Annotated in this window: 11 protein-coding genes and 2 pseudogenes; 1 reads left to right on the forward strand and 12 read right to left on the reverse strand. The window is 68.4% G+C overall.

The genetic code is table 11. The annotated features are described in order from the left end of the window. Nucleotides 1-10: 10 nt before the first annotated feature. The 6 genes and pseudogenes from GOAMI_RS11765 to GOAMI_RS22330 all read right to left on the reverse strand — a co-directional run. Nucleotides 11-1228, reverse strand: a complete 1218-nt coding sequence (locus GOAMI_RS11765) for an acetate kinase (RefSeq protein ID WP_006436729.1) — start codon at nt 1226-1228, stop codon at nt 11-13. After that, nucleotides 1225-3468 carry a phosphate acetyltransferase gene (gene pta / locus GOAMI_RS11770; RefSeq protein WP_006436730.1) on the reverse strand — a complete coding sequence of 748 codons (2244 nt, stop codon included), beginning with the start codon at nt 3466-3468 and terminating at the stop codon, nt 1225-1227. The genes GOAMI_RS11765 and pta overlap by 4 nt, the downstream gene beginning before the upstream one ends. A 15-nt stretch (nt 3469-3483) precedes the next feature. Next, nucleotides 3484-5109, reverse strand: a complete 1626-nt coding sequence (locus GOAMI_RS11775; protein ID WP_006436731.1) for an FAD-binding oxidoreductase — start codon at nt 5107-5109, stop codon at nt 3484-3486. Between the two features lie 4 nt (nt 5110-5113). Then, nucleotides 5114-5671, reverse strand: a complete 558-nt coding sequence (locus tag GOAMI_RS11780; RefSeq protein ID WP_006436732.1) for a TetR/AcrR family transcriptional regulator — start codon at nt 5669-5671, stop codon at nt 5114-5116. Beyond that, on the reverse strand, nt 5661-6077 hold the full coding sequence (locus GOAMI_RS23795; protein WP_369403354.1) for a hypothetical protein: 417 nt from the start codon (nt 6075-6077) through the stop codon (nt 5661-5663). The genes GOAMI_RS11780 and GOAMI_RS23795 overlap by 11 nt, the downstream gene beginning before the upstream one ends. Nucleotides 6078-6096: 19 nt before the next feature. Further along, nucleotides 6097-6735, reverse strand: a pseudogene (locus GOAMI_RS22330) (NAD-glutamate dehydrogenase domain-containing protein); the annotation flags it as partial. Nucleotides 6736-6813: 78 nt separating this feature from the next. On the opposite strand from GOAMI_RS22330, the pseudogene GOAMI_RS22600 reads away from it, so the two are divergent. After that, nucleotides 6814-8233: pseudogene (locus tag GOAMI_RS22600) on the forward strand (PucR family transcriptional regulator); the annotation flags it as partial. Nucleotides 8234-8287: 54 nt separating this feature from the next. Here GOAMI_RS22600 and GOAMI_RS11795 read toward each other — a convergent pair. From GOAMI_RS11795 to GOAMI_RS11815, 6 genes are all read right to left on the reverse strand, one after another. Next, the gene (locus tag GOAMI_RS11795; protein WP_006436736.1) at nt 8288-8932 is read right to left on the reverse strand and encodes a 3,4-dihydroxy-2-butanone-4-phosphate synthase; all 645 of its coding nucleotides are present in this window, start codon (nt 8930-8932) and stop codon (nt 8288-8290) included. 108 nt (nt 8933-9040) lie between these two features. Next, nucleotides 9041-10303, reverse strand: a complete 1263-nt coding sequence (locus GOAMI_RS11800; protein ID WP_006436737.1) for an ethanolamine utilization protein EutH — start codon at nt 10301-10303, stop codon at nt 9041-9043. 67 nt (nt 10304-10370) lie between these two features. Beyond that, nucleotides 10371-10493 (reverse strand): SDR family oxidoreductase, encoded by a 123-nt coding sequence (locus GOAMI_RS22605; RefSeq protein WP_081598234.1) that lies wholly within the window; start codon nt 10491-10493, stop codon nt 10371-10373. 11 nt (nt 10494-10504) lie between these two features. After that, nucleotides 10505-11155 carry an SDR family NAD(P)-dependent oxidoreductase gene (locus GOAMI_RS11805; RefSeq protein WP_006436738.1) on the reverse strand — a complete coding sequence of 217 codons (651 nt, stop codon included), beginning with the start codon at nt 11153-11155 and terminating at the stop codon, nt 10505-10507. Between the two features lie 127 nt (nt 11156-11282). After that, nucleotides 11283-11621, reverse strand: a complete 339-nt coding sequence (locus tag GOAMI_RS11810) for a cupin domain-containing protein (RefSeq protein WP_006436739.1) — start codon at nt 11619-11621, stop codon at nt 11283-11285. Nucleotides 11622-11703: 82 nt separating this feature from the next. Next, nucleotides 11704-12585, reverse strand: coding sequence for an LLM class flavin-dependent oxidoreductase (locus GOAMI_RS11815; RefSeq protein ID WP_040004784.1), 882 nt, complete (start codon nt 12583-12585; stop codon nt 11704-11706). Nucleotides 12586-12772 lie beyond the last annotated feature (187 nt).

A 12772-nucleotide genomic window follows, 5' to 3' on the forward strand; every position in this document is an offset into this window, starting at 1 on the left:
TCGATGGCTGCTACCCGGCGGGCAGTGCTGCGACCAGCGCCGCCGACTGCCGTGCGATCGCGAGCTCTTCGTTCGTCGGCACCACCAGGACGTCGATCGCACTGTCGTCGGCGGAGATCCGACGCGCCGATCGGTCGGCGGCCGTGTTGCGGTCCGGGTCGACGACGATTCCGAAACGCTGCAGCCCGTCGAGTGCATCGGCGCGGACGCGTGCCGAGTTCTCGCCGACGCCGGCGGTGAAGGTGATCGCGTCGAGCCTCTCGAGGGCGAAGGTGTAGGCGCCGAGGTAGTGCCGCAACCGGTGGATGTAGACGTCGTAGGCACGGCGGGCGTTCTCGTCACCGGCATCGACCAGCTCGGCGATCGAGCGGAAGTCGTTCTCGCCGCACAGTCCTCGGAGTCCGGACCGATGATTGAGCAGGGTGTCGATCTCGTCGACGGACAGGTGGGCCACGCGGTTGAGGTGCAGCACGAGGCCGGGATCGATGTCGCCGCTGCGGGTTCCCATCACGAGACCCTCCAGCGGGGTCATCCCCATGCTGGTGTCGACGGGCTGTCCACCCGAGATGGCCGACGCCGACGCCCCGTTGCCGAGATGCAGCACGATCTGGTCGAGATCGGCGAGGTCCTTCCCGAGGAACCCGGCGACGCGGCCCGACACGTACTCATGGCTGGTGCCGTGGAATCCGTACCGCCGGATGGCGTGTTCGGCCGCCACCTCGCGGTCGATGGCGTAGGTCGCGGCCGCGGGCGGCAGCCCGTGGAAGAAGGCCGTGTCGAACACCGCGACCGACGGCACGTCGGGAAGCAGGGCCCGGGCCGCCTCGATACCCACGAGATTGGCCGGATTGTGCAGCGGCGCAAGGGGCGAGATCCGCTTGATCTCCGAGATCACCCAGGAGTCGACGAGTGTCGGCTCGTAGAACGACCGGCCGCCGTGCACCACGCGGTGCCCGACCGCGGCCAGGTCCGCGTGCACCAGGTCGGTGCCGTTGTCCGCGAAGAATTGTTCGGCACGCAGGACCGCCGTCAGGTGATCGGGTAGCGACACCGGCTCGGTGACCGTCTCGCCGTTCTGTTCGTGCGTGATCGACGAACCGGCGTCGCCGATGCGTTCGGCGATCCCGTCCGCGAGGACGACGCCGGTGTCCGGCTGGACGAGTTGGTATTTCAGCGACGACGAGCCGGCGTTCAAGACGAGGACCGCGCCGGCGGTGCCGGCGCTCAACGCGCCTCTCCGGTGGCGACCTCTTCGGTGCCGGCTTCTGCGGTGCCGGCCTCTTCGGTGGCGACCCCATCGGTGCCGACCTCTTCGGTGCCCACCTGCTGCGCCTGGATCGCGGTGATGGCGACCGTGTTGACGATGTCGGACACGAGCGCGCCACGGCTGAGGTCGTTGATCGGCTTGTTCAGGCCCTGCAGCACGGGGCCGATCGCGACGGCACCGGCGCTGCGCTGCACCGCCTTGTACGTGTTGTTGCCGGTGTTCAGATCCGGGAAGATCAGTACCGTCGCCCGCCCGGCCACCGGGGAGTCGGGCATCTTGGTCTCCGCTACCGACGGTTCGACCGCCGCGTCGTACTGGATGGGACCCTCGACGAGCAACTCCGGCGCGCGTTGCCGCACGAGTTCGGTTGCGGTTTTGACCTTCTCGACGTCGACACCCGATCCGGACGTGCCGGTGGAGTAGGACAGCATCGCCACGCGCGGATCGATGCCGAAGGCGGCGGAGGTCTGCGCCGACGAGATGGCGATGTCGGCGAGTTGCTCGTCGGTCGGGTCGGGGACGATCGCGCAGTCGCCGTAGGCGAGCACCTTGTCGGCCAGGCACATGAAGAACACGCTCGACACCGTCGAGACCCCCGGCTTGGTCTTGATGATCTCGAACGCCGGCCGGATGGTGTGGGCGGTCGTGTGCGCCGCTCCCGACACCATCCCGTCGGCGCGCCCGGTGTGCACCATCATCGTGCCGAAGTAGGAGACGTCGATCACCTTCTCCCGCGCGCGGTCGAGTTCCATGCCCTTGTGCTTGCGGAGATCGGTGTAGATCCGGGCGAACTCGTCCAGGTACTCCGAGGTGGCCGGGTCGATGACCGTGACCCCGGCCAGGTCGAGTCCCAGCTCGATTGCCCGCTCCTGCACGACATCCGGGTCACCGAGCAGGGTGAGGTCGGCGACCCCGCGGCGGAGGAGCCGGCTAGCCGCCCGCAGGATGCGATCGTCATCGCCCTCGGGGAGCACGATGTGCTTGCGCTGTGCCCGTGCACGGGAGATGAGCCGGTACTCGAACATCTGCGGGGTCACGACCGACGGGACCTCGACGTTGAGGTTGCGCATGACCACCTCGGGATCGACGTGGGTCTCCATGAGCGCCAACGCCGCCTCGATCTTGCGTGCCGACCCGGCGCCGAGCCGGCCACGGGTGTGGGCCGCGGTCCGCGCGGTGTCGTAGGTGCCGTGCGGGCAGCTGATGATCGGCAGCGTCGGCTTGAGTCCGCTGACCAGCGCCTCGATCATCGGATGCGGTTTGAGCCCACCGTTGAGGATGATGCCCGACAGCCGCGGGAATCCCTGTGCCGTATTGGCATTCACGAGGGCGAGCAGGACGTCGGAGCGATCGGCGGGCGTGATGACGACCGTGCCGTCGGTGAGGCGCTCCAGAATGTGCTCGACGGTCATGCCGCCCACCATCACCCGCAGCGCCTCGTGGTCGAGGAGTTCCTCGTCGCCGCTGTACAAGGTGGCACCGAGCGACTCCTTCAACTCACCCATGGTGGGCGCGAACAGGATCGGCTCCTCGGGGAGACACAGACTCGGCACCCCGGTGCGGCGCAGCGTCGCCCGGATCTCGTCGAGCCGATCAGGGTCACAGCGGTTCGCGACCATGGCGATCGGTGTGGCATGGGCGGCGCCGACCTCGGCGAGCAACCCCTCGGCGAGGTCGGCGATCTCCGCCGGGGACCGGTCGATGGCTTTCAGTGCGAGCACCATCGGCGCCGACAGGTTCGCGGCGATGCGTGCGTTGAAGCTCAACTCCGACGGGGTGCCGACGTCGGTGTAGTCCGAGCCGACGATCACCACGCGGTCGCACCGCGTTGCCAGTGCATGGAACCGGGCGACGATCTCGCCGATCGCGGCATCCGGGTCGTCGTGGACCTGCTCATAGGTCACGCCCAGGCAGTCCTCGTAGGGAACGTCCACGGAGTCGTAGTCGATCAGGAGATCGAGCAGCGGGTCCCGCTTGTCTCCGTTGGCGCGGGTGATCGGGCGGAAGACGCCGACCCGGCCGCCCGTCGCCGCGAACAGGGCCAACAGCCCCAGCGCGACCACGGATTTCCCGGTCTCCCCCTCTGCCGAGGCCAGATAGATGCTGGTCGTCGACTCGCTTCCGGCACCTCTGTCACCGGCAACTCGATCTCCAGCAGAGCGGTCGGAAACGGCAGCGTCGGTGGCCATGCGCCCCAGCATAGTGGCGCCCGGTGATCAGATCAGGATGCCGGGATTGCAGACGCCGTCGGGATCGACGGTCGCCTTGACCGCCCGCAACGCGTCGAGTGCCAGCGGACCGATCTCGTCGTGGTAGGCGTCGCGATGGTCGCGACCGACGGCGTGATGGTGGGTGATGCTCGCGCCCGCGGCCCTGATCGCGTTGTTGGCCGCGGTTTTCGCCGACGCCCACTCCGCGATCGGATCGGCGCCGAGCGGTGCCACCACGGTGAAGTACAGGGACGCACCGGAGGCGTAGACATGGCTGATGTGACACATCACGAGTGGAGGTGTGCCCGATGCGGTCAGGGTGTCGGTGATCGCGGCGGTGACCGAGGCGCGCAGCTCGTGCAGCTTCGACCAGTAGGTCACGGTCTCCAGGGTCTCGACCAGCACTCCGGCGTCGAGCAGCGGGTCGCGCAGGTAGGGCCCGGCGAAACGTCCTGTGCGCCAGGACTCTCCGGGACCGCTTCCCAGGGCCGTACCGCCGGCGTCGACGAGCACCTCCGACGCGGCGTCGCGGCGTCGGCGCACCTCCTGATCGCCGCCCTCGTATCCGGTGATGACCAGGCAGCCCGTCGAATCACCGCCGAGCTGCGCGGGATCGGCGAGATTGATCGCGGTCTCGACCTCGTCGGACAGCCGGATCACGGTGGGCAGCGGGCCGTCCTGGGCGAGTCGTCGCAAGGCGGTCGCGCCGTCGGCGAAGGAGTCGAACCGCCAGCCGTCGAAGAGCCGGGTGGCCGGGACGGGACGGATCCGGACCCGGACGCCGGTGATGACGCCGAAGGCGCCCTCGGAGCCGAGGATCAGCTGGCGGAGGTCGGGTCCGGCCGCGGACCGTGGCGCCGTGCCGAAGTCGAGGGTGCCGCGCGGGGTGGCGAGGACGAGCCCCTCCACCATCTCGTCGAAACGGCCGTACCCCGCCGACGACTGGCCCGCCGACCGGGTCGCCGCGTACCCGCCGATCCCGGCTCCCTCGTAGGACTGCGGGAAGTGTCCGAGCGTCCAGCCCCGGTCACGCAGGAGTGCTTCGGCGGCACTCCCCCGCAGACCCGCCTGCAGGGTGGCGACACGGGAGACCTCGTCGATCTCGACCAGACGGTCGAGACGCCGGAGGTCGAGGCTGAGGACACCGGCGAATCCGGCTCGGTCGGGCGCGAGCCCGCCCACCACCGAGGTCCCGCCGGTGAACGGCACGACCGCGACCTTCGCGGCGGCGCAGACCTGCAGGATTCGCACGACCTCGTCGTGATCGGCCGGGTAGATCACCAGGTCGGGGGCGTCGACGGCGTCACCCACACGCAGACGCAGGAGGTCGGGAGTCGAGTAGCCGCGGGTGTGCTGGACGCGCTCGTCGTCGGAAGCGGCCACGTACCCGGCGCCGACGACGGCTTCGAGGTCGGCGCGAACGGCCGCCGGCAGGGTCGATTCGCGCGGGGTGATCGACTCGGGTGGGACGCCCCGGTCCTCGGTGGCGTCGCCGGCCAGCGCGGCCGCAGCAGCGGGTAGCTCGGTGACGCGCGCCGGGTCGCCCCAGCGCGGCCGCCGCATCTCGACGACGGGGATCGCGGTCTCGTCCGGCTTCGGCTCGTCACCCGTCCGATCCGTGCCGGTCGTCATGAGGTCACTGCTCGTTCTTGACGACCGCGCGTACGACGAGGTCGGCGATCTGCTCGTCGGTGAGCGAACTGTCCGGGATGAGCATCAGGGAGTAGATCGTGCGCACCAGGAACTCGGCGGCCCCACGCGGGTCCGGGACGAGCTGGTCCCCGATCTGCGGTTCGAGATCGGGCAGCGTCTGGTCGACGATCTGGTGGATGAGGGTCGGACCCGACGAATCGCTGGTCGCGACCAGCGCCCGGACGACTTCCTCGGGTTCCTTGCGCAGCACGTACTGCAGGGCCTCGTGCTCGCGGATGTAGGACAGCACGTTCACGACCTGCGCGCGCACCTTCCCCGCCGCGTCGGGCGCGGAGGCCGACCATTCCCGCAGCTTCACCCGCAGAAGGGACACCTCACGGTCGACGATCGCTGCGACCAGCGCATTCCGTCCGCCGAACATGCGGTAGGCGGTGGCCCGGGCGACGCCGGCATGACGCGCCACGGACGTCAGACTCAACGTCTTGGCGCCGAAGCGGGAGACGAGTCCCACTCCGACCTCCACCATGCGGTCACGATCCATGCGAAAAACTTATCGAATCAGGGTGCCCGCAGGTCCGGGCGCCTCCGATCAGGCTACCGTCCATCGGCCACCGACCGGATGTGCCGGGCGGCCACCGCGAGCGTCGCCAGGCGAAGCGTTCGGCCGCCTCGATCTCGCCCTGGGTGACCGTCACCCTCTGCAGCGCCGTCTGGTTGGAGAGTTCCCAGGCCTCGATGGCCTCGGTCGGCCAGTAGGAGACCGCGGCCGCCCGGACCGGGTCGTCGGCCAGGGTTCCGACGACGTCGCAGGTGAGGTCGCGGAGTGCGCGGTACAGGTCGTCCCGCAGCCCGGAGCGGGCCAGCGCATGCCAGCGATCCCCTCGGGGCAGTGCCGAGAGACGGATCAGCCCATCGGTCGACGTCGATGTGGTCGGACAGCGCGAAATAGACGGCCCCGACGGTCGCGATGTCGCACCCCGTCTCCTCGGCCACTTCCGCGATGTCGAGGACGCTGTAGCGGTACAAGCCCTCGGCCACCCGCCGTGCGATCGCCGGCGGAACCCCGGCCTCGGTGTATTGGGCCACCGCCGATTCGATGCGGGCCGCCTCGTCGCGGCGCAGCCAGATCGACACCTGCGGCGCCGAGTCCCGGACGATCCGGAAGCGCTCGATCGTCTCCGTCACCGGGATCGGCTGCGGGCGGCGCGTCAGCAACCAGCGCGACGCACGGTCGAGGAGCCGGCGCGCCTCGGCGATGATCTCGTACTCTACCTCGGGACGCAGACCGGCCGCCTCGATGTCGGACTGCAGCTCTGCCAGTCCCATAACCTCCACGGCGACGACGAATGCCCGCACGATGTCGGCGGCCGCCGCGCCGGTCTCCTCCCGCAGCCGGAACGCGAACGTCAGGCCGCCGAACGCGAAGAGATCGTTGACGAGTTCGGTGGCGATGACCTCGGTCCGCAACGGGAAGTCGTCGACATCGCCCAGATCCGCGAGGGCTTGCGGGAAGTACCGCGTGAGCCGGTCGGAGAAGTAGGGATCGTCGAAAGCGCCCGTCCCCGCACAGAGCTCGGTCTTCACATCCAGCTTCGCGTGCCCCATCAGCGTCGCCAGCTCCGGCGACGTCAGGCCCTCGCCGCGTCGGGCCAGCGCCGCGAACCCCTCTGCGGTCGGCACCCCACCGGTTACCTGGAGGGGCTCGCGGCTGCCGGAGCGGTCGGGGTGATCGCGGAACTCCTCGACGCCGACGTACCCGATTCCGTTGCGGCGAACGCTGATCGCCTCGAGCTGCCCGTGGTGGTCCTCGAACGCGCGATCCGCTTCGTGGACGTCACCGAAGAGGTGCACAGCGCCATCGTCGCCGACCAGTACGAGGAGGTCGTCTTCTCGCGGCACGTCCACGAGGTGTTCACCGGACTGGGGATGCGCCGGGCGGAAGTCACGGAGATCGTCGAGGCCGCAGCCGAACTCATCGACTCGGCGGTCGTCCTGGAGGATCTCACCCGGCAGGTGCTGGCATTCGCCGGTCGAGTTACTCCGGCGAAGGATCTGTTGCGCGACTGGGAAAGACGCTCCCGACTCACGCCGACCGGACGGGAGACCTCGACCTCCGGCCCCGAGGGATGGCTCACCGCGCCGGTGGGTGCGCATCGCCAGGAGTGGGGACGGCTCGTGGTCCCCCACCCCGGCGACCTCGGCGAACGCGCGCGCATGCCGTTGGAACGCGCCGCGCAGGCCCTCGCACTGCATCGGATGATCGAACAGAACTGGACCGAGCTGGAGATGCGTGCCCAGAACGGTCTGGTCGACGATCTGCGGCTGGGACGGATCCCCGACGAGGCCGAAGCCACCGCACGCGCCCATGCGCTGGGTCTGCAGCCGGGACTGACCTACGCGCCGTTGACGATTCGCGTCGTCGAGTCGGTGAGCGCCGACCAGGCGATGGCACAGGGCCGCTTGACGCGGGCGCTCGATTCGGTGCGGCACTCCGTGCGGGGTGTGGGACGCACGGCATTGACCGCGCTGCGTCCGACCGGCCAGATGGATCTGATCCTGTCGTTGCCCGCCTCCCGGAACACCGACGTGATGACCGAGGTGTACAGCGATCCACACCTCACTCCTGCGGGTCGACGGCGTCGTCCGCGTGACGATCGGTGTCGCACCGGACTCGACGCGGCTCGTCGACGCCGCGCGCGGTCTCGCGGAGTCGGCCCACGTGGCCGAAGCGGCGCTGTCACTACCCAAGAGCGACAAGGTGTTCCATCGGACGACCGACGTCCGGCTGCGTGGCCTGATCGCCGTCATCCGGTCCGACGCCCGCGTCCAGGCGTTCGCCGAGACCGAACTGCGCGGCCTACTCGAACACCACGCGCGTCACGACGACAACCTGCTCGAGACGCTGCGACGCTTCATCGGGTTGGGCGGCAACAAGACCGAACTCGCCAAGGCGATGAACCTCACCCGACCGACGGTCTACGCCCGTCTCGCACGGATCGAACGCATTCTCGGCGTCGAACTCGACGACGCCGAATCCCGGACGTCGCTGCATGCGGCACTGCTCATCCTCGACAGCCGGCCGGAAGCCGAACGCGGCCGCTGACGCAGGATCGGGGCCCGCGCTCATCGCAGCAGGCCGACCACCGCTCCTCGCACCTCAGGAAGCGGCTGTGCCCCGGATCTGCTGGACAGTGACGACGCGCAGACCGTGTTCGTCGGCGAATTCGAACGCCTCACCGGCGTCGGCCATCTGCGTCTCGTCGCGCACCGACACCAGGTCGGTGAAGGCAACGACACCGGAAAGCCCCGCGCGGCGGGCGAGTTCACCCAGTTCGCGTGCACGGCCGTACGACGCCGCGGCGTCGGCGGCGACACCGACGACCAGGACGTGGCCGGGCCGGGTGAAGTCCGCGTGGCCGAGCCGGTCGTCGGCCAGGGCCCGGAGGGTGCGGGCGCGGTCGGCGGCCGAGATGCCGGTTCCGACACCGGCAACCGCATCCACCGAGACCGCGAAATCGGTTGGTGCACCCGGGGTCACGTCACCGGCGGGCAGCATCGGCGGCAGCCCGAGGACCCGGCATCGATCGGCGGGCAGCGACACCGTCACGAGACCCGAGCCGAACCGGATGACGAAGGCCATCTCCTCGGTGGTCGCGGGTTCGGCGGCGAGTGCGAGTACCACCCGCCCGGATTCGACGTCGGACACGACGACGGGACGTCCGCCACGCACGTCGTCGAACACCTCGTGCGCGATGTGCGACGAATCCTGCGCAGGGGTGGCACGTTCCAGCAACACGGTCATCGTGAATCCTCTCGGAGGAAGAGTGGAGCGGCCGCCGACCGATCGGACCCATCACGATCGATCGGCGGCCGGGTTCTGGTGGAACACCTGCCCTGAGGCAGGACTTGCTCAGACGCGCTCGGCGAATTCGCCCGCGTCGGGATCGACGGAATCCGCTGCGTGCCGGACTCCGGCGGCCTCGTCTTCCGCGGCCAATCGCTCGGCCTGCGGGACAGCGAGCCACAGTGCGAGGCCGATCGCGACCACACCACCGAGGAGCTTGCCCACGAGCATCGCGCCGATCATGTTCGGCTGGAAGTTCGCGGTGAAGGCGACGTAGTCGCCGATCGCGAAGCCGGCGCACACCGCGAACGAGATCGTCAGCACCTTGTCGCGCGCCGGCATCAGCGGGACCACGCGGAACAGGGCGAGGACGTTCGCCGCGCCGGCGAAGAAGCCGGTCATGCCCGCCTCGGAGACCCCGACGCGATTGCCCAGAGCAGCCAACGGCTTCTCGAGCCAGGTCCTGATGGCGTAGACCATCGGGAACGCACCGGCCAGCATGACACCGACATAGCCGGCGACCTCGAGGGCTCGGAACTGGTCCTCCTCGTCGGCGATGAACGGCGCCAGTCCCCATGAACCGAACAGCCACGAGAAGACACCCGTGAAGTATTCGACGATCCCCAGCGCGAGTGCGGCCGCGGTGACGCCGCGGATCAGCTGCCCGAAGGCCATGAATCCCGAGATGGACTGACGGGGGAAGAACTTCAGCAGCATGGCCAGAACGACCATCAGCAGAACCAACGGGATGAGGTTCAGGAGGATGTCGCCGACCGGCAGGTCGAACGGCTTGCTGGCCTCCGAATCCGTCGACACGTCCTCGCGGAGCAGCACACCCGTCTGCGACAGGATCAGCGTCATGAAGAAGGCAGCGAACGGGATGCCGAGCAGGCCCGTCATCACCCCCAGCGCCATGTACTTGTGGTCCTTCTTCGGCAGCATCGCCAAGCCGACCGGAACGCTGAAGGCGATCGTCGCTCCCGCGGTCATCGCGACCGCGAAGGCCAGGATCCACGCGTTGTGACTTCCGGCGACCTCGTGCGACAGCTGGTAGGCGCCCTGATCGGCGGGGATGAACGAACTCACCGCAACCGCGGCGTCGGAGTGCATCCACCGGTACACCGGTGCGATCCACTTGTCGATCCCGTCCGCGAGGAACGGGATGATCGACATCATGCCGCCGACCGGGATGAAGATCGGACCGATCGATGCGAGGCCCTCACGGAATTCCTCGCCCAGCGGCGACCCCGGCTTGAAGATGTACGCACCGGCCCCGAGGAGCAGGAACGCCATCATGATGTAAACGATGATCTGGCCGAACAGTTCCATCAGGCCGACCTCCCTTCAAGTGATTTCAGTTGCACGCTCATCTGCCTGGCCCCTTGTCCTCGGCGCCTCAGCGACCCGCGAGCAGACCGCCGTCGATGAGCAGTTCGGCACCGCTGATGTACGAGGCATCATCGGAGGCCAGGAACGCCACCGCGGGGGAGATCTCCTCCGGGCCGGCCAGGCGACCCATCGGGATGGTGGTCAGGGTGCCTCTTCGGCGCCCTCGCCCAGCTGGGCGAACTCGTCACGCAGCATCTGGGTGTCGATGTAACCCGGATGGATGCTGTTCACGCGGATGCCGAACCTGCCGTAGCTGAAGGCGGCCGACTTGGTCATGAGTGTCACCGCGCCCTTGGACGCGACGTAGGACAGGTAACCGTCCGCACCGACCAGGCCGAAGATGCTCGAGGTGTTGATCACCGAGGCGTGCTTGCTCTTCTTGAGCAGCGGGATCATCGTGTGGAACGACAGGAAGATGGACTTCTGGTTGACGTTGGTCGTCTTCTCCCACGCGGCCTCGGTGGAGAGCTCGGCCGGGTGGATGTCGGCGAGGATGCCGGCGTTGTTGACCAGGATGTCGAGGTGTCCGACGGTGGCCTCCAGCTCGGCCGCCAGCGTCTGCCACTGCTCGATGCGGCTGACGTCGAGCTGATGGAAGACGACCTGCAGGCCCTCGGCTTTCAGGGTGCGCTCGGCCTCCGCGCCGACCTCGGCATTGATGTCGGCGAAGTGGACGATCGCACCCTCCTGCGCGAGGCGGCGGGTGTGTTCGAGTCCCTGACCGCCGGCACCGCCGGTGACCAGGGCGATGCGGCCCTCCAGGCGGTTGGCGACAGGTGCGGTGCTGCTCATGATGAAATACCTTTCAGTGCTCGTGAATCCTATGGGTGCGGTGCGTGCGGCAGCACCGTCTGTGGAGGGGGACTCTCTTGTCCCCGAAGTGAGGCGTGACCTGTGGGTCGGACCGCTGTGACCCGGGCTATCGATTGACGACGTAGAACTTGCGGACGGTTTCGAGGACCTCCCAGGTCGCGGTCTCATCGGCGTCGATGACGAAGGTGTCACCCGCGGCGATCTCGAAGACCTCCTCGGAGGGATGGACGGTCACCCGTGCGCGACCGGCCACCAGAGCCACCGACTCGGGGCCCGCCACGTTGCGCAGCACACCCGGCGTCATCTGCCAGATGCCGTGCGACTGTCCGCCGTCGGTCCACAGCACGCGCGAGCTGATGATGCCGGTCTCCGGGTCGGTACGCTCCCGATCGACGAGGTCGGCCTCGGCGATGCGGAGGTGACGGGAGTCGACGATGGTGCCCAAGGCATGGTCCTTTCGGGATGAGTCGGCCCGCCTGAGGCCGTTGTCCGGCGGGCCGATCCAGATGTCGGTGAAGCGGCGGGCCTCAGCCGTTGAGGTGGGCGAGCTGCGGGGCGACCTTCGCGCCGAGGAGCTCGAAGCTGCGTCGGTAGGGTTCCGGGTTGTCGGTGTACTCGTGGACGAAGCTGACCAGGGTGCCGAAACCACCGACGGCGTTGTACAGCTCCTCGATGCGGGCGGCGACGGTGTCCGGCGAACCGATGATGAAGAAGTTCTCGATCATCCAGTCCAGGTCCAGGTCGTCTTCGTCGATCAGGCCGCCGGTCAGCAGCGGACCGAGCCCCAGCCCCTTGAAGGTCGGGATGTTGTACTTGCCCCACAGGGTGCCCATCGCGCCGTTGCGGACCAGGTCGAGAGCTTCCTCGTCGGTGTCGGCGACGAAGATGTCGCGGCAGACGCGCCAGTCGGCCTTCGACGGGTTGTATCCCGCTTCCTTCGCCGCGGTGGAGTAGGTCTCCCAGTGGTTGATCCAGGTCTTCTCGTGCACCTGCTGGCTCAGCAGGTAGGCACCGCGGGAACCGGCGAACTTGATGGTCGAGGAGTTCTCCGACATGCCGGTGATCATGATCGGGATCTGAGCCTGAGCCGGCTTGAGGTGCGGGCCGGCGATCTCCTCGTCGTAGGCGGGCATGTCGACCGAGAAGTACTCACCCTCGATCTTGAAGGCGCCTTCGCGCTTGAAGATCGCCTCGAGGATGTCGAGTGCCTCCACCATCATCTTCGAGTTGTTGGCACCGCCACCGGTGCCGAACAGCTGCGCATCCGAAGCGTATGCGCCCGGGGCGATTCCGGCGATGTACCGGCCTCCGGTCATGTGGTCGAGCCACATCATCCGGTGCGCCAGCGCGATCGGGTTGTGGTACGGCAGCAGGTGTGCGGCCGCGCCCAGGGTGAGCCGCTCGGTCACCCTGGGACGCGGCGGCGATCATGGCGTCGGGGGCGGGCGACGGCTCACCGCCGAGGGTGTAGTGCTCGGCGAAAAAGGCCTCGTCCCAACCGTATTCCTCGGCCCATTTCACGAGCTGGAGGTCCCAGTCGATGACCTCTTTGGCGGTGCGCTTGCCGTGGGCGTAGTCGTGCGAGTAGGGCGCGCT

The organism is Gordonia amicalis NBRC 100051 = JCM 11271 (assembly GCF_000332995.1).
Lineage (GTDB): Bacteria > Actinomycetota > Actinomycetes > Mycobacteriales > Mycobacteriaceae > Gordonia > Gordonia amicalis.